Annotated in this window: 20 protein-coding genes; 10 read left to right on the top strand and 10 right to left on the bottom strand. The window is 71.9% G+C overall.

Translation table 11 applies throughout. The features are described from left to right. Window positions 1-21: 21 nt before the first annotated feature. Window positions 22-828 carry an esterase/lipase family protein gene (locus ACERZO_RS33310; protein WP_372669429.1) on the top strand — a complete coding sequence of 269 codons (807 nt, stop codon included), beginning with the start codon at window positions 22-24 and terminating at the stop codon, window positions 826-828. Here ACERZO_RS33310 and ACERZO_RS33315 read toward each other — a convergent pair. From ACERZO_RS33315 to ACERZO_RS33325, 3 genes are read right to left on the bottom strand one after another with little or no spacing between them, the layout of a single operon-like run. Then, entirely contained in the window at window positions 818-1,660 is an 843-nt protein-coding gene (locus tag ACERZO_RS33315; RefSeq protein ID WP_372669431.1) for an ABC transporter permease, read from the bottom strand. The genes ACERZO_RS33310 and ACERZO_RS33315 overlap by 11 nt on opposite strands. Then, window positions 1,657-2,568, bottom strand: a complete 912-nt coding sequence (locus tag ACERZO_RS33320) for an ABC transporter ATP-binding protein (protein ID WP_372669433.1) — start codon at window positions 2,566-2,568, stop codon at window positions 1,657-1,659. The genes ACERZO_RS33315 and ACERZO_RS33320 overlap by 4 nt, the downstream gene beginning before the upstream one ends. Further along, entirely contained in the window at window positions 2,565-3,692 is a 1,128-nt protein-coding gene (locus tag ACERZO_RS33325) for a hypothetical protein (protein WP_372669435.1), read from the bottom strand. The genes ACERZO_RS33320 and ACERZO_RS33325 overlap by 4 nt, the downstream gene beginning before the upstream one ends. A 165-nt stretch (window positions 3,693-3,857) precedes the next feature. On the opposite strand from ACERZO_RS33325, the gene ACERZO_RS33330 reads away from it, so the two are divergent. After that, entirely contained in the window at window positions 3,858-4,916 is a 1,059-nt protein-coding gene (locus ACERZO_RS33330) for a methyltransferase (RefSeq protein ID WP_372669437.1), read from the top strand. A gap of 67 nt (window positions 4,917-4,983) precedes the next feature. On the opposite strand, the gene folP is transcribed toward ACERZO_RS33330, so the two are convergent. After that, a complete protein-coding gene (folP, locus tag ACERZO_RS33335) occupies window positions 4,984-5,853 on the bottom strand; it encodes a dihydropteroate synthase (RefSeq protein WP_372669439.1) in 870 nt (289 codons plus the stop codon). 96 nt (window positions 5,854-5,949) lie between these two features. On the opposite strand from folP, the gene ACERZO_RS33340 reads away from it, so the two are divergent. After that, window positions 5,950-6,597, top strand: a complete 648-nt coding sequence (locus ACERZO_RS33340) for a rhomboid family intramembrane serine protease (protein WP_372669441.1) — start codon at window positions 5,950-5,952, stop codon at window positions 6,595-6,597. On the opposite strand, the gene ACERZO_RS33345 is transcribed toward ACERZO_RS33340, so the two are convergent. Beyond that, window positions 6,594-7,628, bottom strand: coding sequence for an NAD(P)-dependent alcohol dehydrogenase (locus ACERZO_RS33345; protein WP_372669443.1), 1,035 nt, complete (start codon window positions 7,626-7,628; stop codon window positions 6,594-6,596). The two genes, ACERZO_RS33340 and ACERZO_RS33345, sit on opposite strands and share 4 nt — an antisense overlap. 95 nt (window positions 7,629-7,723) lie before the next feature. Here ACERZO_RS33345 and ACERZO_RS33350 point away from each other — a divergent pair, with 95 nt between their 5' ends. Next, window positions 7,724-8,311: a TetR family transcriptional regulator gene (locus tag ACERZO_RS33350; protein WP_372669445.1), complete on the top strand. Its 588-nt coding sequence runs from the start codon at window positions 7,724-7,726 to the stop codon at window positions 8,309-8,311. On the opposite strand, the gene ACERZO_RS33355 is transcribed toward ACERZO_RS33350, so the two are convergent. Further along, window positions 8,308-9,084, bottom strand: coding sequence for an alpha/beta fold hydrolase (locus tag ACERZO_RS33355; RefSeq protein ID WP_372669447.1), 777 nt, complete (start codon window positions 9,082-9,084; stop codon window positions 8,308-8,310). The genes ACERZO_RS33350 and ACERZO_RS33355 overlap by 4 nt on opposite strands. A gap of 95 nt (window positions 9,085-9,179) precedes the next feature. On the opposite strand from ACERZO_RS33355, the gene ACERZO_RS33360 reads away from it, so the two are divergent. Then, complete coding sequence (locus ACERZO_RS33360; RefSeq protein WP_372669449.1) at window positions 9,180-9,917, top strand: trypsin-like serine peptidase; 738 nt, start codon at window positions 9,180-9,182, stop codon at window positions 9,915-9,917. Between the two features lie 73 nt (window positions 9,918-9,990). On the opposite strand, the gene ACERZO_RS33365 is transcribed toward ACERZO_RS33360, so the two are convergent. Next, window positions 9,991-10,818 carry a DUF11 domain-containing protein gene (locus ACERZO_RS33365; RefSeq protein ID WP_372669451.1) on the bottom strand — a complete coding sequence of 276 codons (828 nt, stop codon included), beginning with the start codon at window positions 10,816-10,818 and terminating at the stop codon, window positions 9,991-9,993. A 175-nt stretch (window positions 10,819-10,993) separates the two neighbouring features. After that, on the bottom strand, window positions 10,994-11,623 hold the full coding sequence (locus ACERZO_RS33370; protein WP_372669453.1) for a TetR/AcrR family transcriptional regulator: 630 nt from the start codon (window positions 11,621-11,623) through the stop codon (window positions 10,994-10,996). A 93-nt stretch (window positions 11,624-11,716) separates the two neighbouring features. On the opposite strand from ACERZO_RS33370, the gene ACERZO_RS33375 reads away from it, so the two are divergent. Next, window positions 11,717-13,402, top strand: coding sequence for a TIGR03086 family metal-binding protein (locus ACERZO_RS33375; RefSeq protein WP_372669455.1), 1,686 nt, complete (start codon window positions 11,717-11,719; stop codon window positions 13,400-13,402). A 435-nt stretch (window positions 13,403-13,837) separates the two neighbouring features. Here the strand turns inward: ACERZO_RS33375 and ACERZO_RS33380 are convergent. Continuing rightward, window positions 13,838-14,715 (bottom strand): IS5 family transposase gene (locus tag ACERZO_RS33380; RefSeq protein WP_372669761.1). Its coding sequence is split into 2 segments (ribosomal slippage): window positions 13,838-14,322 and window positions 14,322-14,715, totalling 879 coding nucleotides; the frame shifts between segments, so codons are not numbered across the junction. 478 nt (window positions 14,716-15,193) lie between these two features. Between ACERZO_RS33380 and ACERZO_RS33385 the strand changes: the two genes are divergently transcribed. Genes ACERZO_RS33385 through ACERZO_RS33400 form a run of 4 tightly spaced genes read left to right on the top strand, consistent with a single transcriptional unit; the run spans window position 15,194 to window position 18,874 of the window. Then, complete coding sequence (locus tag ACERZO_RS33385) at window positions 15,194-16,033, top strand: hypothetical protein (RefSeq protein ID WP_372669457.1); 840 nt, start codon at window positions 15,194-15,196, stop codon at window positions 16,031-16,033. Between the two features lie 22 nt (window positions 16,034-16,055). Further along, window positions 16,056-16,655, top strand: coding sequence for a TetR/AcrR family transcriptional regulator (locus ACERZO_RS33390; protein WP_372669459.1), 600 nt, complete (start codon window positions 16,056-16,058; stop codon window positions 16,653-16,655). Then, entirely contained in the window at window positions 16,652-17,836 is a 1,185-nt protein-coding gene (locus ACERZO_RS33395) for a Glu/Leu/Phe/Val dehydrogenase dimerization domain-containing protein (RefSeq protein WP_372669461.1), read from the top strand. Before ACERZO_RS33390 ends, ACERZO_RS33395 begins: the two co-directional genes overlap by 4 nt. 15 nt (window positions 17,837-17,851) lie before the next feature. After that, the gene (locus ACERZO_RS33400) at window positions 17,852-18,874 is read left to right on the top strand and encodes an LLM class flavin-dependent oxidoreductase (protein WP_372669463.1); all 1,023 of its coding nucleotides are present in this window, start codon (window positions 17,852-17,854) and stop codon (window positions 18,872-18,874) included. On the opposite strand, the gene kstD is transcribed toward ACERZO_RS33400, so the two are convergent. Continuing rightward, window positions 18,871-20,586, bottom strand: a complete 1,716-nt coding sequence (gene kstD, locus ACERZO_RS33405) for a 3-oxosteroid 1-dehydrogenase (protein ID WP_372669465.1) — start codon at window positions 20,584-20,586, stop codon at window positions 18,871-18,873. The genes ACERZO_RS33400 and kstD overlap by 4 nt on opposite strands. Between the last annotated feature and the right edge of the window lie 161 nt (window positions 20,587-20,747).

Genomic DNA, 20,747 nt, shown 5'->3' on the forward strand with positions numbered 1-20,747 from the left:
CGGCCGGGGCATCATGGAACCGTGCGGATCACGGCTTGGTGGCGCGGCATCAGCCCGCGGCGGCGGCTGCTCATGGGCGGCGTCGGCGTGGCCGTGGTGGCCGTGCTCGTCGCGTCCGTCCTCGCCGCCACCGGGACCAGCGCCGCGCCGCAGTCCGGTGTCCCCGACCAAGGCAAGCCCGGGCCCGTGCTGCTCGTCCCCGGCTACGGCGGCGGCCAAGGCGCGCTGAACGAGCTCGCCGCCCGCATCCGGCAGACCACCGGGCGCTCGACCGAGGTCCTCACCCTGGCCGGCGACGGCACCGGTGACCTGCTCGAACAGGCCGGCGTCCTGGCCGAAGCCGTCGAGAACGCGTACGCGCGCGGAGCGCCTTCGGTGGACGTCATCGGCTACTCGGCCGGCGGGGTCGTGGCCCGGCTGTGGGTCAGCCGCGACGGCGGCGACCACCAGGCCCGCCGCGTCGTCACGCTCGGGGCGCCGATGCACGGCACGGGCCTCGCCGCGGCCGGCGGCGCGCTCGTCCCCGGCGCCTGCCCCACCGCCTGCGTCCAGCTCGCCCCGGGCAGCACCCTCCTGCAGGAGCTGGCGAAGGAACCGATCCCGGCGACGCTGCCGTGGCTTTCGGTCTGGACCGAACGCGACGAGACCGTCACGCCGCCCGACTCCGCCCGGCTCGACGGCGCCGTCAACGTCCCCATCCAGCAGGTCTGCCCCGGCAACGCGGCCGGCCACGGCGACCTCCCGACCGACCCCGCCGTCACCGAGCTGGTCCTGCAGGCCCTCGGCACCGGTCCGCTCGAAGCGCCGACGGAGTGCCTCAGCTCGTGATGTCCTTCGTCGCGAAGTTCGCCCACGCGGCCCCGAAGAACACGACGATGTAGCCGGCCTGCAGCAGCAGCCCGTGGTCGATGTTGCGCCACAGCACGGGATCCCGGAAGAAGTCGATCCAGGACAGCCAGTAGTGCGTCGGCAGGTACGGCTTCACCGACGCGGCCGCGTCCAGGGTCTCCAGCACCGAGCTGGTGATCAGCACGGCCAGCCCGCCCAGCGCGGCCCCCAGTGCCGAATCGCTGAGCGTCGAGAGGAACACCGTGATCGCGGCGAACCCCAGCATCGACGTGACGATGTAGGAAACCGCGCCCAGCAACCGCAACCCGAGCCCGGACGAGCTGAGCGACTGCCCCGACAACGACGTCACGCCGGTCGGCTGCCCGCCCGGCCCGGCGACGCCCGGCGTCCCGCCGGTGCCGAACAGGATCACCCCGAGCACCAGCGACGTCAGCACGACGATCACGATCGCCGCGGTCACGTACACGGCCAGTGCGACCATCTTCGCGCCGAGCAGCCGCGTCCGCCCGACCGGGCGCACCAGCAGGTACCGCAGCGTGCCGCTCGACGCCTCCCCCGCGATCGAGTCGCCGGCCACCACCGCGACGGCGATCGGCAGGAACAGCGGCAGGACGAGCGCGAGGGCGGCCGCCGGGAACAGCGCGCCGTCGCTGACCACCGCCGACAGGAACGCCCCGCCCTGCCCGGGTGGCGGCGCGAAGTCGGCCGTCGCCAGGAAGACGCCGACGATCGCCGGCAGCAGGCAGAGCAGCAGCACGCTGACCCACACCCGCGGCCGCAGCGCGAGCTTGCGCAGTTCGACGCCGATCACCCGGCGGCTCCGAACCGGTCCGAGCCCGGACCCGTCACGTCGAGGACGACCTCTTCGAGCGTCCGCTGCTCGGCGTGGATCGACGTCACGCGCACCCCCGCTCCGACCAGCAGCGCGTTCAGCGCGGCCGGGTCGCCGTGCCGGATGACCAGGCGGTCGCCGTCGCGGGCCTCGAGCTGGCCGTCGAGGACCGCGGCCGCCGCGGCGGCGTCCGGCGTGCCGACCAGCACCCGGCCGGTCGCCGCCCGCAGCGTCGCCAGGTCCTCTTCCAGCACGAGCCGCCCGCGGTCGACGACGCCGACGCGTGTGCAGAGCTGCTCGACCTCGGCCAGCAGGTGGCTCGACAGGAACACCGTGGTGCCCCCCGCGTTCAGCTCGACGAGCAGTTCGCGGATCTCCTTGATGCCCTGCGGGTCGAGGCCGTTGGTGGGCTCGTCGAGGACCAGCAGCCGCGGCTTGCGCAGCAGCGCGCCGGCGAGCCCGAGGCGTTGCCGCATGCCGAGCGAATACGCCTTGACCGGCCGCTGGTCGACGCCGCCGAGGCCGACCTGCTCCAGGGCTTCGTCGATGCGACGCCTTCGCGTGCGCCGGCCGCCACCGCGGCCGGCGGCGTCGAGCAGGGCGAGGTTCCGCCGGCCGGACAGGTGCGGGTACGCGGCCGGGCCCTCGACGAGCGCCCCGACCTCCGGCAGCACCTCGGCGACCCGCTTCGGGACGGGCTTCCCGAGCACCTCGATCTCTCCGCTGGTCGCGTAGACGAGCCCGAGCAGCATCCGGACGAGCGTGGTCTTGCCCGAGCCGTTCGGGCCGAGGAAGCCGTACCGGTCGCCTTCGCGGACGGCCAGGTCGACGGCGTCGACCGCGACGGTGGTCCCGTACCGCTTGGTCAGCGCGCGCGTGACGATCATCGGCCGCTCCGGCGCAGCCTGGTCAGTTCCTCCGCGACGGTCTTCAGCACGTCCGGCGTCACCGTCCCGGCCACCAGGTAGGAGCGGCGGAAGGTCGACGACCGGACGATGGCCAGCGACAACGGCGTGATCGACAGCTGCACCACCGTCCCGGCGGCCAGCTTGACCTGCACCGCGCCGGCCTTCCCGGCGGCGTCGGCGGCCGCGTTCCCGACCGCGCGCGGCACGGCGATGACCGCGAAGGCCGCGAGCCCGGTGCCGTAGAGCGCGGCGCCTTCGACCCCGCCGAAGTCCGACGACACCACCGGGCGCCCGGCGAGCGTCGCCGGCAGCGGCACCTGGCCCAGCGCGCCGAGCGCGTTCGTGACGTCCGGGGCGCTCGCCACGGTGAACCCCGAGCCGAGCACCGGCCGCGGCGCTTCGACGACCGGCGTCGTCTGCTCCAGCTGCTGGAACTCGGTGACCAGGATCGGCGCCTGCTGGCCACGGGCGGTGACTTCGACGCGCACGGCCACGCCGGTCGCCGGGTCCGCCCAGACGTCGACGCGCCCGATCGTCGTGGCCGGGTCGGCGGGCACGAGCCGCAGCCCGGACGCGGCGACGCCGGCGACGTTGCGGCCCGGCAGCGCGCTCACCGGGTCACCCTTCGCCGCCTTCAGGATCCGCCGCGCGAGCTCGGGCGGCAGCAGGTCCCCGGCCCGCGGCAGCCGGACGGCCGGTTCGCCGATCAGCTCGGTCAGCGTGTTGTCGCCGTAGTCCCACGTGTATTCGCCGTCGGGCAGGCGGTAGACGTCGTGCTCGCCGGCGGTGCCGAGGATGTCGACGCGGTAGCGGTCGGGCCCGGCGTACCAGGCGCGCATCGGCGTCCGCATGGAGAAGAGCGCGGTGACCGGGGCGAGGTTCGGCAGCTCCGGCAGGGCGAGCGAACCGGCGCTTTCGGCGTAGCCCTGGTACGGCTTGCCGGCGGAGTCCAGCACGAGGTCGCGCAGCCGGGCCGGATCGACGCTCGCGCCGGCCGGGGCGAGCGCGGCGACGACCGACGGCACGGACACGAGCACCGCGGCCACGGCGGCGACGACCGCCCACCGGCGCCGCTTCGCGTGCCGCACCACCGAGGGCGTCATCCGGCATCACCTCTTCGTCCTTTGTACGCCATGGCCGCTACTGTCGAGGCGTGACGAATCCCGTTCATGCTGCGGTCCTGAGCTAGTCCGGCTCCGGACTCCCGCACACCCGCCCGTCTCGCGGGTGCTTCACCGTGCCCGCAGCAAGAACGGAAACCCCTTCCCGTGGCTCAGCTCGTCGTGCCCGGCGAACCCCCTCGCCGGCTCTTCTCACCGCCATCCCGCCAGGCGGTCGTCGCCGACGACCGCCTCTCGGCCGACGCCGCCCTGCACTCGACGTCCGCCCTGCTCTGGCGCGGCGACTACCCCGCCGCCCGGCGGTTGCTCGACGCCGTGAACCGGCGGATCCCACCCCCACCACCGGACGACTACGCCCGCTACCGCGCGTGGCGCGCCCGGCGGGCGCAACGGCTCTCGCTCCTCTACGTGCCGTTGGATCCCGGTCACGTGCTCCCGCTGCGCCGGGCACCGGACGTCTCGGCCGCGTGCACGGCGGTCTACGGCCCGCTCGACGTCCCCGCGGCGGTGCCGCTGCGCGAGCTGCTCGGGGTCGTCGGCGCGGCGGAATGGCGGCGGCGCGGCATCGCGGTCGCGGCCCTCGGCGCGCGGATCCACCCGCACTACGGCGTCTTCGCGCCGGTCCGCCAGGAGTACGTCGACCTGGTCGCGGCGGCGCCCTTGCCCTCGCGTGCCTCGGCCTTCGACATCGGGACCGGCACCGGGGTGCTGGCCGCGGTGCTCGCCCACCGCGGCGTCGCCCGGGTGGTGGCGACGGACGCCGACCCCCGCGCCGTCGCGTGCGCGACCGAGAACCTGGCCCGGCTCGGCTTCGGCGCCCGCTCGGAAGTGGTGTGCACGGACCTGTTCCCGCCGGGCCGGGCGCCGCTGGTGGTGGCCAACCCGCCGTGGCTGCCGGGCCGCCCGCGCACGCGGCTCGACCACGCGGTGTACGACCCGGGCAGCCGGATGCTGCGCGGCTTCCTCGACCGGGCACGCCGGCACCTGACGCCGGAGGGCGAGGCGTGGCTGGTGCTGTCGGACCTCGCGGAGCACCTCGGTTTGCGCACGCGTTCCGAGCTGCTCAGCTGGATCGAAGCGGCGGGCCTGCGGGTGGTGGGACGGACGGAGGCGCCGGCCCGGCACCCGCGTGCGCTCGACCTCGCGGACCCCCTGCACCGGGCGCGGGCTTCGGAAGTCACGTCGCTCTGGCGGCTCAGTCCATAGTGGACGGCCGGTCCGGGTGACGTGAATGACTCATTCATGTCGTGTGGTGACAGGAATGAGTCATTCACTACACGGCGAGGCCCGCGACCGCCTCCACGGCTTCCCGCGTCTCCCGGACGTTGTGGGCGCGGAAGACCGCCGCCCCCGCGTGCGCCGCGATCGCCGTCGCCGCAAGCGTGCCCGCCAGGCGGTCGTGGGCCTCCACGTCGAGCGTCTCGCCGATCAGGTCCTTGTTCGACAGCGCGACGAGCACCGGCCAGCCGGTCGCCACCAGGCGGTCGAAGTGGCGCAGCAGCGCCAGGCCGTGGCGGGTGCTCTTGCCGAAGTCGAACGTCGGGTCGACGAGCACGCCGCCGCGCGGGACGCCGGCCGCGACCGTCCGCTCGGCCGCCGCGGTCAGCTCGGCGACCACGTCCGCGACGACGTCGTCGTAGCGGGGCCAGAACGGGCGGGCGGGCGTCGGCTCGGGGTACGGGTCCGTCCGCACCGGCATGCCCCCGACGTGGGAGCAGACGTAACCCGTGCCGAACTCGGCGGCCACCTCGACCAGCTTCGGGTCGGCGCCGGCCCAGGTGTCGTTGAGCAGGTCGGCGCCGGCCTCGCAGACCCGGCGGCCGACCTCGTGGCGCCAGGTGTCGACGCTGATGACCAGGTCGGGGTGGCGTTCGCGCACCTCGGCGACGAACGGCACGACCCGGGCGCTCTCCTCGTCGACGTCGACCTCGGGGCCCTCGCCCGCTTTCACCCCGCCGATGTCGACGATGTCTGCACCCGCCGCGACCGCGCGGTCGACGGCGTCGCGCGCGGCGTTCTGCGCGAACGTCGCCCCCTTGTCGTAGAAGGAGTCGGGCGTGCGGTTAACGATGGCCATGACCAGCGCGCGGTCGCCGGGCATGCGGCGGCCGCGGAAGACCATCTCCGGCCGGGGTGACGTCATGACCGCAACCCTGCCAGGTCACGGCTCGGTCCGGAACGCCGCGTCCGGGGCCGCTGTCCGGTTATCCTCGGGCGCACACCGAGCAGGGGGAACGACATGACGAGCGGCGAGGGACCGGCCCGCAGCGAAGCCGAGATGATGATCGCCGAGGCCAAGAAGGCCTTGTGGGTGATGGTCGGCCTGCTGGCCTTCCTGTGGGTGATCCAGCTGATCAACGCGCCGACCGGCTACGACCTGAGCAGCGAGTTCGGCATCGAGGCGCGGAACCCGGCGTCGCTGCCGGAAATCTTCACCGCTCCCTTCCTGCACGGCAGCTGGGGCCACATCGAGGGCAACTCGGGGCCGCTGTTCGTGTTCGGCTTCCTCGCCGCCTACCGCGGCGTGAAGAAGTGGCTCGGCGTGAGCGTGCTGATCATCGTCGCCAGCGGTCTCGGCGTCTGGTTCATCTCGCCGTCGCACTCGGTCACCGTCGGCGCCAGCGGCCTGGTGTTCGGCTACTTCGGCTACATCATCGTGCGCGGCCTGTTCGACCGGCACCCGATCGACATCGTGATCGGGCTGGTGATGGCGTTGTGCTTCGCCTACCAGTTCGCGTCCCTGCTGCCGAGCGAAGAGGGCATCAGCTGGCAGGGCCACCTGTTCGGCTTCGCCGGCGGCATCATCGGCGGCTGGCTGTTCCGCGACAAGCGCCCGAAGGCGGTCACCTCCCCCGACCCGGCGACCACCCTGCTGCCCAAGAGCTAGCCGAGGTCCGCGAGGTCCAGCACGAAGCGGTAGCGGACGTCGTTGCGGGCCAGGCGATCCAGCACCTCGTTCACCTGGGCCGACGGGACCACTTCGACGTCCGCGGTGACGGCGTGGCGAGCGCAGAAGTCGAGCAGCTCCGCGGTCGCGGGCCGCCCGCCGCTGCCCGCCGACGTCAGTTTCTTGCGGCCCACCAGCAGGTCCATCGCCTCGACCGTGAGCGTGCCGAGGTGCCCGCCCTGGCTGAGGGTGCCGTCCAGGGCGACCAGGCGCAGGTACGGGCCGAGGTCGTGGGGCACCGCGATGGTGTCGATGACGACGTCGAACCGGTCGCGGCTCGCCGCGAGCTGCCCGGGGTCGGTCGACACCAGCAGCTCACGCGCCCCGAGGCGGCTCGCGTCGGCGGCCTTCGCGGCGGAACGGCTGACGACCGTCGTCTCGGCGCCCAGGGCGACCGCCAGCTTGACGGCCAGGTGACCGAGACCGCCGAGCCCGACCACCGCGACCCGGGTGCCAGGCCCGGCGCCGAGGGCGCGCAGCGGCTCCCAGACCGTGATGCCCGCGCACAGCAGCGGCGCGGCGGACGCGGGGTCGAGGCCCGCGGGGAGCCGGTAGGCGAAGTCCTCCCGCACGACGTACTCGCGGGAGAACGCGCCCAGCGTGGGGGAGCCGTCGTGGCGGTCGGTTCCGCCGTAGGTGAGCGTCGGGAATTCGGCGCAGAAGTTCTCCTGGCCGCGGCGGCACATCGCGCACGTCCCGCAGGAGTCGACGATGTTGCCGACCGCCACCGGGTCGCCGGCCGCGAACCGCGTCACCGCGGGCCCGGTGGCGGTCACGACGCCGGTGAACTCGTGGCCCGGCACCAGCGCCGTGTCCCGGGGGCCGCGTACCGCGTGCAGGTCGGTGTGGCAGACCCCGCAGTGGTCCACCCGGATCGCGATGTCGTCGTCGCGCAGGTCGCGCCGCTCGAGGGTGACGCGCCGGAGGGCCGGTCCGGTCGTGTCGGCCAGCCAGCCGGTCGTGGTTCGCATCGCAGCTCCTGACAACAGAACAGTCGGTTTGTTTTTCGAAGCTAGCGCGCCCCGCCCCGGAAAGCAAACCGACTGTTCTGTTGTACGCTCTGCCCATGGCCGACAAGCCGCTGACCGCCCGCGGAGCCGCCACGAAGCAGCGCATCGTGGACGCCGCGACCGAGGAGTTCGCCCGGTACGGCATCGCCGGGGCCCGCGTCGAGCGCATCGTCGAAGCGGCCCGGACGAACCGGGCCCAGCTGTACGCCTACTTCGGCAGCAAGGACGGCCTGTTCGACGCGATCTTCTTCGCCTCGCTGGAGCGGATCGTGAACGTGGTGCCGATCGACGGCGCCGACCTCGCCGGCTGGGCGGTCCGCCTCTACGACGAGTACCTGCGCCGCCCGGACCTCATCCGCCTCGCCACCTGGACCCGCCTCGAGCGGCGGCCGGCCGGTCACCTGGTGGCCGACACCGACCGGCTGGACGACCCCAAGCTGCGCGCCATCGCCGACGCGCAGGCCGCCGGGCTGGTCCGGCCGGGCGACCCGTTCGACCTGATGGCGCTGGTGATCGCGATGTCGATGGCGTGGTCACCGGTCAGCAACGTCTACGCCGCCACGGACGCGGAGCCCGCCGAAGTCCACGACCGGCGCCGGCAGCTGCTGCGGGAGTGCGTGCGAAGCGCCATCGCGCCCGCTTAGGCCCCGAAGGCGAACACCGCCGCGACGAACTGGTCCGGGTCGAAGTCCATCGCCTGGTGCGCCTGGCCGTGCAGCGGCACGACGTCGGCGCCGGGGACGCGCGCGGCCACGGCGCCGGCGGCCAGCCGCAGGTACTCCGGGCTCTCGGTGCCGGCGAACAGCCGGACCGGGATCGCGATCTCGCCCAGGCTCTCGCCGAACTCCATCGCCTCGACGACGTCCAGCTCCCGCGGGATTGTGGGCGCGGCGGCGACCCGCGACCGCCAGACCGGCGTGCCCCGCATCGCTTCGACGTCGGCCTCGCCGAGCCGCAGCGCCTCCCGCAAGAAGATCCGCAGGATCTCCTCGGGGTCTTCGGCGGCTCGCATGCGGTCGCGCGCGTCCGCTCCGACGACGTGCTCGCCCGGCTTCGGCCGGGGCGGCTCGTAGGCCACGAGCCGCGTCACGGCGTCGGTCTTCCGGACGGCTTCGAGGGCGCACAAAGCGCCGTAGGAGTGCGCCAGGAGGTAGACGTCTCCCCCGGCGGCTTCGGCCACGGCGGCGATGTCTTCGCCTTCGCGGGCGATGGCGTACTCGGGTGCCTCGTCCCGGCTCAGCCCGCGGCCGCGGCGGTCGACGAGGTGGAGGCGGTAGCGCTCGGCGAGCCGTTCGCGGACCGCCGCCCAGCGGGTGTGGTCCGCGCCGGTGCCGTGCACGAGGACCATCGGCGGGCCCTCGCCCAGGGTCTCGAATCCGATGACCGTGCCGTCGGGCGACCTGACCGAACTCGACATACCTCCGAGACTAACGGCTTCGCAACCGCTGTGAAGTCGCTGTGCATCCGGTCCGTTGCGCTGCCGACCCGGCTCCGGTGTGGTGATCTGGAGTCGTGGCGATCAAGTTCCTGAGGCCCGCGCTCGTGGGCGCGGCGGTCGTGCTGGTGCTCGGCGCCGGCGTGGTCGCCGGCACGGACACGACCGCCGACGACGCCTACGCCGCGGGCACCACGCCGGCTCCCGCCACCACTTCCGCGCCGGCGAAAACCGTTTCCCCGGTCGGCGCGTTGTTCGCGAACGGGAGCCATTTCTGCACGGCGAGCGTCGTGCATTCCGGCGGCGGCGACCTGGTGCTGACGGCCGCGCACTGCGTCAAGGAAGGAATGGCGTTCGCACCGTCCTATCACGACGGTGTCGCGCCACTGGGAATGTGGACGGTCACGGGCGTCGCCGTCGCGGACGGCTGGACGTCTTCGGCCGATCCGGATCTGGATTTCGCGTTCCTGACCGTTCAGCAGCCCGGAAATCCGGCGTCGCTGGAAAGCCTCACCGGTGCGAACACCCTCGGCACCGATCGCGGATTCGACCACACGATCACCCTGACGGGGTACCCCGACACGACCGATTCCCCGGTGGTGTGCACCGGAACGACGACGCGGTTCGAGACTTATCAACTGCGCGTGGCGTGCCCCGGTTTCCCGGACGGCACCAGCGGCGGGCCGTGGGTCACCGACGGCGCGGTCATCGGGGTCATCGGCGGCTACCAGCTCGGCGGCGACACCCCGGACGTCTCCTACAGCGCCTATTTCGACGACGACATCGCGAAGCTGTACGCCTCGATGGCCGGCTGAACACGGCGGAAAACGCGAACCGGGCCCGCGTCCCTGGCGGAGGACACGAGCCCGGTTCACCTCTCGCGAACCCTCAGCAGGTCACGATGAGCCCGGTGAGCGCCGAGCACGTCTTCGACGCGCTGTCGTTGGCGCTGTTGGGATCCTGCGGCGAGGAGGCCGTGCGGACCGCCGTCGTGGTGTACGAGCCGAGTGCCAGCAGACCGCCGTTGACCGAGAACTTCGCCGTCGCCGAGGCACCCGGCGCCAGTGACGCGACGTCGCAGTTCACGTTCCGGGTGGAACCGACGCGGGCGCAGCCGGTGCCGCTCGCGTACGACAGACCCGACGCATACGTTGCCACCACGCGGATCCCCGACGCGGCCGCCGGGCCGTTGTTCGTCACGGTCACCGTGTAGTCGATGCGCGCGTTGAGGCCGCCGTGGCCGGCCGCGGCGAGCCCGACCTTGACGTCGGCCTGGGTCGCCGGGTTCGCGACCGTGATGACCGGGCCGTCGAGGATGTCGAAGCTGTAGTTGTCGCCGACGAACTGGTGCTGCAGCGTGAACTGGCCCGGCGTCGCGGCGTCCTTGACCTTCAGGGTCCACACCGTGGTCTTCGTGCCGCCGGCCTCGAGGTCGCCGAACGCTGCGCGGTAGCTGCTGCCGGCCTGGAAGCAGCCGACCGCCGTCGTGTTGGTGCAGGACACCACGTCGACGACGTCGACGATCGCGGTCGGGGTGCCGTAAATGGCGCCCTTCGCGAAAGTCACCGTGAAATCGCGGTCGTTGTGAATGGTTTGCGTGAGCGTGAAGGTCTGTCCCGGCACCACGGTGGTGGTGCTGACTTCGACGGCACTCGTGGGCGTTTCCGCCTGCGCGGCGGGCGCCATCGCGATGAACGCCGTGGCCAGTGCGGCCACCGAGGACAGGATCGTGATCCGTCGCCAGGGTCTGTGCATAGTCGTGGTCTCGCTGTTCCGTCCGGGGAATGCCGCTCTGACTGGTGCTGCGTGGTATTCGTGGACATCCGACGCTGATCAGTCGTCGCAATCCCGACATTCGTTACCGCCATCCGGACGCGCCGCGGCACGGCCGTCAGGACGGACGCCAGCGCCCGTTCATCTCACCCGGGCGCGGCGGCGGACCCGGCAGCGCGCGCTCTTTTCCCGCTTCCAGCCCCTCGACGAGCATCGCGAGGTACCGGCGGCGCAGCTGGGCGGTGCGCTCCTCGTCGTCGACGCGGATGGCCGCGCAGCACTCCAGGATCATGCCGAGGTCTTCGGTGACGGCATCTTCGCGAAGCCGCCCGGTCCCGCGCGCCCGCGCGAAGAGGGCCGCCGAGAGCTCGTTGGCGCGGCGCGCGTCGGCACCCATCTCTTCGGTCGGCGTGAACGTGCCGGCGAGGTGGACGGTCAGCGAGTGGACGTCGGCGTCCACGACCCGCTCGAGGAAGCCGGTCAGCGCGGTCCAGGCGTCCGGCTCCTCGTCGGCGGCCTCGGCCTCGGCGATGTAGGTGCGAAGGCCGTCGTGGCAGAGCCGGCTGAGCAGCTGCTCCTTGCTCGGGTAGCGGCGGTAGAGGGCACTGATGCCGACGCCGGCGCGCTCGGCGACCTGCGAGATCGGCGCCTTCGGGTCCGAGAGGAAAACGTGGCGGGCGGCGTCGAGGATGACGAGGTTGTTGCGGGCGGCCTGGCCGCGGCGGCCGGGCAGAGCTGTCTCGGGCATGCCCTGGAGATTAGCACTGGAACGGATCGTTCCGGTCTGCTACAGTTCGGAACGAAGCATTCCGTTCCAGCAGTTCGACCCGAGGAGCCAGTCATGACCGTTCGCCCGTTCCGCGCCGAGGTCCCCCAGTCCGCCCTGGACGACCTGCGGGGCCGTCTCCAGCGGGCGCTGTGGCCGGACGACCTGCCCGCCGAGTACGGCGTCACGAACGAGCGGGTCCGCGCGCTGGCCGAGCACTGGCTGGAGAAGTTCGACTGGCGGGCGTTCGAGGAGAAGCTCAACGCGTACCCGCAGTTCGTGACGGAGATCGACGGCGAGACGATCCACTTCCTGCACGTCCGGTCGTCGCGGGCGGACGCGACGCCGCTGGTGCTGACGCACGGCTGGCCGGGCTCGATCGTCGAGTACCTCGACGTGATCGGCCCGCTGACCGAGCCGGAGTCGGCCGGCGAGCCGGCGTTCCACCTGGTGATCCCGTCGCTGCCGGGCTTCGGGTTCTCGGGCCCGACGAAGGCGGCGGGCTGGGGCACGCACCGCACGGCGGCGGCGTGGGCGGAGCTGATGAGCCGCCTGGGCTACGAGTCGTACGGCGCGGCGGGCAACGACGCGGGTTCGATGATCTCGCCGGAGATCGGCCGGCTGGCGCCGGAGAAGGTCGTCGGCGTGCACGTCACGCAGCTGTTCTCGTTCCCGTCGGGCGACCCGGCGGAGATGGCGAACCTGAGCGAGGCCGACCAGGCGGCGCTGGCGCACCTGCAGTGGTTCTACGAGAACATGTTCTCCTTCAACACGTTGCACAGCCAGCAGCCGCACACGCTGGCGTTCGCGCTGGCCGACTCCCCGCTGGCGCTGCTGGCGTGGAACGCGCAGCTGTTCGGCGAGCACCTCGACGCGGACTTCGTGATCGCGAACGTGGCGCTGTACTGGCTGACGGGCACGGGCGGCTCGTCGATCCGCTTCTACTTCGAGGACGCGCACACGCCTTCGCACCCTTCGTCACCGACGACGGTCCCGACGGCCCTGGCGATGTTCGCGGGCGACTTCCAGTCGATCCGCCGGTTCGCCGAGAGAGACCACGCGAACATCGTCAGCTGGAACGCGTACGACGCACGTTCGGGAAGCGGCGGCCCCCGAGACGCGGCCGGCCACTACGCGGCACACGAGGCACCGGAGGTCCTGGTGTCGGACATCCGCGGGTTCTTCGCGGGCCTGAACCGCTGGCCACTCTTGACGGCGGCGCACAACGCCCTGCGCGCGGCGGTGGCGGGAGTAACGGACGGCGGGCTCCCGACCCCGTGCGCGGAGTGGACGGTGAACCAGGTGATCCACCACGCGGGAGGCGACCAGCAGGGCTACGCAGCCTTCATCACGGGCGAGGAAGGCCCGAACTTCAACCCGTTCGCCCCGTCAGGCGAGCTCTCGGACGTGGCGGGGTTCCTGGAGCCGACTTTGGCCGCCTCGGCGGCAGCGTTCGCCACGGTTCCCCGATCGGCAACGGAGGTCCCGACGCCCCTCCCCCAGGGAGCCCTCCCGGCACCGGTGGCAGTAGGAGCGGCGGCGTTGGACGCGGCGGTCCATGCGTGGGACATCGCGGTGGCAACGGGCCAGGAGTCCCCGCTGACGCCGTACTTGGCGGAGTCGCTGCTCCCGGTGGCGCGGGAGTTGGCGGAACCGTTGCGAGGGTTCGCGTACGCACCGGCGCTGGAGGGGTCATCCGAGGACGACGCGGCTTCGCAGCTGCTGCGCTACTTGGGCCGTGATCCTCAGTGGACGGCGTGAAAAGTTGACGGCTGGGGCCGGGGAACCGCGAAGGCGGCTCCCCGGTATGGCCATTGACCCGGCCGGTGGTTGGCTGGGTCGGGAGTCAAGCTCTCGGCCGCGGGGCCAAGGGGCTGTCCGCTTCTTCGCCGCCGCGCCCAGGGTCTACGGGGCCACCCGCTTCCGCCGCGGCGCTCCTGATCCACGGGGCATCCGCTTCTCCGCCGCCTCACCCCGAGTCCGCGGGACCACGGCTTCCCCTCCACAGCGCCCCGGGCCCACCGGGCCACCCACTTCCCCACCACCACACCCCCGAGCCCACCGGACCACCCACTTCCCCACCACCACACCCCCGAGCCCACCGGACCACCCACTTCCCCACCACCGCACCCCTTCCCGCCCCCGAAGCCGGGGTTCTCCAGCGGCAATCCCCACTTGGGCCTGTATCGAAGTGGGTCATAGCCACTCGTTGATCGCAGCGACGTGGACGGTGGCTTCGTAGCGGACAGCGAGCTTGTCGTGGCGGGTGGCCACCCCACGGTGGCGTTTGAGCCGGTTGATCCCGCACTCCACCGCATGACGCTGCTGGTAGATCTCGGGGTCGAAGGCCGGTGGCCGACCGCCCTTCGACCCCTTGGCCTTGCGATGCGCATCCTGATCAGCCTTGCTCGGAATCGTCGCCTTGATCCCGCGACCGCGCAGGTGCGCCCGGTTGGCCTTCGAGGTGTAAGCCTTGTCCGCCAGCACCCGATCAGGACGCGTCCGCGGCCGCCCACGGCCCGGTCGAGGCACCCGGATCCCGGCCAGGACCGGAACGAACTGCGGGCTGTCGCCACGCTGTCCCGCGGTCAGCACGATCGACAACGGCTTCTGCCCCTGCTCACACCCCAGATGCACTTTTGTGGTCAACCCGCCTCGCGACCGGCCCAACGCATGATCCTCCGGCTCGACGGTGACCCCGCCCGGCGGCTCGGCCTGCAGATCCCCCTTTTCCGCGCCCCCGTCGCATGCTGATGCGCCCGCGCGATCGTGGAATCCACGCTGGCATCCCACGTGATCCGCCCCGCCGCCTCGGCCAGAGCCTGCAACGCAGTCAGAAGCTGCTGCCAGATACCAGCCCGTTGCCAGCGCCGAAACAGGCCATAAACCGCTGCCCGGGACCCATATCCCTCGGGCATGTCCCGCCACGGAGCGCCGGTGCGCACCCGCCACCGGATCCCGTCGATCAGCTGCCGTCTGCTCCACAACGGCGGTCGACCCGGCCGCGACGGCGCGGGCAACAACAGCTCCAGCGCCGCCCACTGCTCGTCGGTCAGGTCGAACCGCCTCGTCACCGCTAGGGTGTCCACGAGGTCTCCGGTGTTCAGGTTCTTCTTGGTCGACGAACCACCTACCGGAGACCTCACCTATTTCAACCATCGACACGCCCAGCGCCAGCTCAACTTGCTGGAGACAACTTCGATACAGGCCCTAGCCGGCGCCCCTCCGAGCATCCGCAATCCCACCGCGCGCGTGTTGAGCTCTGCTGCAGCGTCCGTCCTCGACCGGCCGGCCAAGGATTTCCCGATGGCAGCCTTCCCTGCCCGCGAGCCAAGCCATCCTCCGGGCGCGACCTTCTGCCGCCACCAAGCGCGCCAAGCCGTTGCCCAGCAACAGCCTTCCTCCGCGCCCCTCGAACCGGCCATCGCCGCGGTTCAAAAAGCCCGCCCGCCCCACCATCGCCCACCCGCCACAAACACCACCTCTCCGCAACCGAATACCCACCCCAAAACCCTTTGCCCCCAACCAAACCCCCTCCCTACCCTGAACCCCATGACGAACCGACCGTTTCGCTGGGACCTGGTACGTCCCGACCAGGTCGGGACGCTCCTCAACCAAACCGAAAAACCCCACCTCTGGTTCCTCGAAGACCTCACCGAAGCCACCGCGAAAGTCCTGTCCCGCTGCGGCGACGGCGAACTCCACTTCGTCGGCCGCTCGCTCGACAGCATGCACGATCTCCTCGGCGGGGCCCTCGAACGCACCTCCTGGCACGATCGCGTCCACCAGCTGCCGATCTCGCTCAAGCCGCGGCGGCACTACAGCCGGCGAGACGTCGAGACCCTCAGGGAAAACCTCGCCGAAAACGGCATCACCCCCTACGCACTCGCGCGCGGGACCCGGCCCACCGTCTTCGTCGATCTCGTCTTCGAAGGCGATACCTTCACCGAGCTCTACCTCCGGCTGCGGGACTGGATCGACGACGAACGCGAGGCCTGGCACGTCATCCGGCGCAAGCTGCGGTTCCTCGGCGTCACCCTGCGGCAGCCCGTGCGGCCCGATGCCTGGCGCTGGCAGGAAGACGCCGGCTGGACGCGGGAACTGCCCGCCGCCGCCGTGCGGAACGTCTCTCTCGCGCGGGACGTCTGGTTCTACTTCGGGGACGATCAACCGAAGCTGACGCCCTCCTTCCCGCGGCAGCGGTGGACCGATGAGACCGTCCGGACGCCCGATCACGGCAAGGCGACCCGGCGCGCGCTCGCCGAGGCCTTCGCTCTCGTCGATGCCGGGCGGTCCGCCGGAACGCGGGATCGGCTCGTGCGGACGATGTCCGCCGAACCCGCGATCGCCGGGCCGTGGCTGCGGGCGCTCGTCACCGAACTGCGGCTCTGACCCACCCGGGTACCGTTGCCCCATGAAGCGCAAGGAGGTCGCCGTCCGGCGGGAGGAGATCCTGCTCGCCGCTCTCGACCAAGTGCGGCTGCGGGGCATCGCCGGGGTGCGGGCCGCCGACGTCGCCCAGGCCCTCGGTGTCAGCACCGCGCTCGTCTTCTACCACTTCGGCACCCTCGAAGCCCTCATCATCGAGGCCTTCCGGCACGCGGCCGAACGCAACCTCGCCGTCCTGCGCGACGAACTCGAGCAAGACGGCCCGGCCGGGGAACGGCTGCGTGCCGTCCTCCTCCTCTACGGACCCACCACGCCGACCGCCGGGTGGCACCTGTGGATCGAGGCCGGCGCCGCCGCGATGCGGGACGCCGAACTGCGGGACGTCGTCCAGCGGCTCGACCTGCGGTGGCGCGACGCCGTCGTCTCGCTCATCACCGAGGGCGTCGCCGCCGGCGAGTTCCGCTGCCCCGATCCGCACGGGGCCGCGTGGCGGCTGACCGCCCTGCTCGACGGGCTCGCCGTGCAGTTCGTCGCCCGCGAAGGCACCGTCACCGCCGGCGACTGCGCCCAGTGGGTCGAGCAGGCGCTGGCCCACGAACTCGCCCTGACCGCGGAGGTCCGATGACCGCGCCGGCCCTGCTCGAAGTCGCGTGGACCGATCCCGTCACCGGGTGCCGCGGCTACCTGGTGATCGACCGGCTGGTCCGCGGCGTCGCCAGCGGCGGGCTGCGGATGCGCCGCGGCTGCACGCTCTTCGAAGTGCGCGGCCTGGCCCGGGGCATGACGCTCAAGGAAGGCCTCAACTACGACCCGGACGGCCGCTACGTCCCGCTCGGCGGCGCCAAGGGCGGCATCGACTTCGACCCGTACGACGAGCGCGCCCGCGACGTCGTCGCCCGCTACCTGCACGCCATGCGGCCGCTCATCGAGCGCTACTGGACCATGGGCGAGGACCTCGGCCTGCGCCAGGACGTCATCGACGGCGTCATCGCCGAAATCGGGCTGCTCAGCTCGGTCCAGGCGGTCTACCCGCTGCTCGAAGACCGCGACGCCGCGACCGAACGGCTGGCCGACGCCTTCCGCATCGAGGTCGGCGGCCTGGGGCTCGACGAGCTGGTCGGTGGTCTCGGCGTCGCCCAGGCCACGCTCACCGGGCTGGAGATGCTCGGGCTCGGCGGGCCGAACCGCGCGGTGGTCCAGGGGTTCGGCTCGATGGGCGGGGCGACCGCGCGGTTCCTCGCCGAGGCCGGGCTGCGGGTCGTCGGCGTCTCGGACGTGCGCGGCGTGGTGGTGAACCCGGACGGTCTCGACGTCGAGAACCTCCTGCGGCACCGCGACCGGTTCGGCGGCATCGACCGCGACCACCTCCGGCCGGGCGACGAGCTCCGGCCGCCGGAGGCGTGGCTCGACGTGCCGGCCGAGGTGCTCGTCCCGGCGGCGATCTCGTACTGCGTCGACAGCGACAACCAGGCCAAGATCGGCGCGAAGCTCATCGTCGAGGCGGCGAACATGCCCGTGACGGCCGACGCCGAGGAGCTGCTCGGCGCCCGCGGGATCCGGGTGCTGCCGGACTTCGTGGCCAATTCGGCGACCAACTCCTGGTGGTGGTGGACGCTGTTCGGCGACGTCGGGGCGGACGCCGACGAGGCCTTCGGCAAGGTCCGCACCCGGATGCGCGACCTCGTGACGGCGATGTTCGAGCGCGCCACCCTCGACGGGCTCAGCCTCCGCGCCGCCGCGCTGCAGCTGTCGGAGAAGAACCTCGAAGCCATCCAGGCCCGCTTCGGGAACGAATCGACCCCCTAGATAGTTGAACGCTCTATGAAACTCGGCATCTACAGCTTCGGCGACCGCGCGCCGGACCCCCGCACCGGCGAGCAGCTGTCCGTCGCGCAGACGCTGACCAACACCCTCGAGCGGATCAAGCTCGCCGACGAGCTGGGCTTGGGCTTCTACGGCCTCGGCGAGCACCACCTCGACCAGTACGCGATCTCCAACCCGGGAACCGTCCTGGCCGCCGCGGCGAGCGTCACCACGCAGATCACCCTCAGCTCCGCCGTCACCGTGCTGAGCACCGAGGACCCCGTCCGCGTCTACCAGCAGTTCACCACCCTCGACCAGCTCAGCCACGGCCGCGCCGAGCTGCTCGCCGGCCGCGGGTCGTTCACCGAGTCCTTCCCGCTCTTCGGCAACGACCTCGGCGACTACGACGAGCTGTTCGAGGAAAAGCTCGCGCTGCTTCTCCACATCGACCGCGAGGACCCGCTCACCTGGTCCGGCAAGTTCCGCCCGCCCCTCGACAACGCGCGGATCCTGCCCCGCCCGTACGGCGACCACTTGCGCATCTCGATCGGCACCGGCGGCAACCCCGAGTCGTCGATCCGCGCCGGCCTGCTGGGCCTGCCCGTCGTCTACGCCGTGATCGGCGGCCGGCCGGAGCGCTTCGCCCCGCTCGTCGACCTCTACCGCCAAGCCGGTGAAGCGGGCGAGCAGCAGGACCTGCACGTCACCATGAGCGCCATCGGCTTCATCGCCGAAAAGTCCCAGGACGCCAAGGAAACCTTCTACCCGTACTGGCTCGAGACGATGAAGTACGGCGCGAAGGCCCGCGGCTGGGCGGTCCCGACGCGGGCCGAGTACGACTCCTACACCCACGACGCCCAGGCGCTGTTCGTCGGCAGCCCGCGGGAGATCTCCGACCGGCTGATCACCGTCGGGAAGCTCACCCGCGCCGACCGCTACGCCCTGCAGATGGACTGGTCGGGCGTGCCGCACAAGGACGTCATGCGCGCCATCGAACTGCTCGGCACCGAAGTGCTTCCCTTGGTGGAAAAGGAGTTCTAGACGTCGTTCCCGGCGACGAACCCGAACGTCATCGCCGGGCCGATGGTCGACCCCGCGCCCGCGTAGCTGTGGCCCATCACCGCCGCGCTCGCGTTGCCCGCCGCGTACAGGCCCGGGATCACCGAGCCGTCGGGGCGGAGCACGCGGGCGCGGGCGTCCGTGCGCATGCCGCCCTTCGTGCCGAGGTCGCCGGGCACGATCTTGAACGCGTAGAACGGCGGGGCCCACAGCGGCGCCAGGCACGAGTTGGGCAGCACCAGCGGGTCGGTGTAGTAGTGGTCGTACGCACTCACGCCGCGCCGGAAGTCACCGTCCACACCGGACCACGCGAAGCCGTTGAACCGATCCACTGTGGACTTCAACGCGGCCGGCGGCACGCCGATCGCCGAGCCCAGCGCCTGGATGCTCGACGCCTTGTAGACCGCACCCGCCGAGTACCACGCGTCCGGCAGCGGCAGCAGCGGCAGGGTGTCGCGGAACAGGTACTTGTTCCGGTAGTTCTGGTCGACGACGAGCCACGCGGGGATGTCCGGCTCGGTGGGGTTCTTGTCGTACATGACGTGCACGACGTCGCTGTAGGGCGCGGCCTCGTTGACGAACCGCTTGCCCGCCTGGTTGACGATCAGGCCGCCGGGCAACGTCCGCTCCGCCAGGCAGAAGTACGGGTCGCCCGGGATCGGGATGGCCGGGCCCCACCACGCGTCGTCCATCAGGTCCAGCGCCGCGCCCGCCCGCTGCCCCGCGCGGTGGCCGTCGCCGGTGTTCTCCTTCGCGCCGACCGTCCACGCCGTGCCGATCGGCTGCCGCTGGTACTGCGCGCGCATCGCGGCGTTGTGCTCGAACCCACCGGACCCGACGATCACGCCCCGCCGCGCCCGCACCAGGCCGTTCGGCGTGAGAACTCCGGTCACCGCACCGTTTTCGACGTTCAGGTCGAGCAACGGCGTGTTCAGCAGCACCGGGACGTCGGCCCGCTGCAGGCCGACGCGCAGGCCCGCGGCGAGCGACTGCCCCATGGTGAGCGGCTTCTGGCCGGCCAGCGCGGCGGCCGTTCCGCGCGCGAGGCACGCGGCCGCGACCGCCGCACCCTTCGCGTTGACCGCGGCCAGGTTCAGCCACTTGTAGTCGGCGCTGAACACCACCATGCCGGCCGGCGTGGCGAGGTACGGCGGGTTCAGGTTCGCGAGCTCGGCGCCGAGGAGGTTGCCGTCGAACTGGTCCGGCTCGATCGAGCGGCCGTTCGGCAGCCCGCCCGGCAGCTCGGGGTAGTAGTCGCTGTAGCCCTCCATCCACCGGAACCGCAGCGGGCTGTTGGCCATGACGAACGAAATCATCGCGGGACCGTTGCGCAGAAACGCATCCTGGCGAGCGGCCGGGACGTCCGGCCCGACGACGGCGGCGAGGTACTGCGCGGCCTTGGCCGGCGTGTCCGGCACGCCGGCGGCGAGCAGCACCGGGTTGTTCGGGATCCAGATCCCGGCGCCGGAGCGCGCCGCGGACCCGCCGAACGTCGGCGCCTTCTCCAGCACGACGACGCTGAGCCCGCGCTTGGCCGCCGTCAGCGCCGCGGTCATCCCGGCGGCGCCCGCGCCGACCACGACGACGTCGTACTCGGCGGTGGTCGCGGCGGTCGCGAGCCCGGGCGCCATCGCGAGGCCCACACCCAAAGCGGTGCCGCGCAGGATCTGGCGGCGGGTCAGCTCGGCATCCATGGCGCACATCGTGTCGGTCCACTCCGGAAACTGGAACAGGTTCTACCCGCTTGGAGCAGCGCGGTAGGCCACTGGTCCGAACCCATGACGACATTCGCCGCACAAGTTGACGACACCCTCAAGTTGTGGCTAAGTTGAGGTCAGTCTCAAGTTAATCCGAG

The sequence above is a fragment of the Amycolatopsis kentuckyensis genome (assembly GCF_041679295.1).
GTDB classification, from domain to species: Bacteria; Actinomycetota; Actinomycetes; order Mycobacteriales; family Pseudonocardiaceae; genus Amycolatopsis; species Amycolatopsis kentuckyensis_A.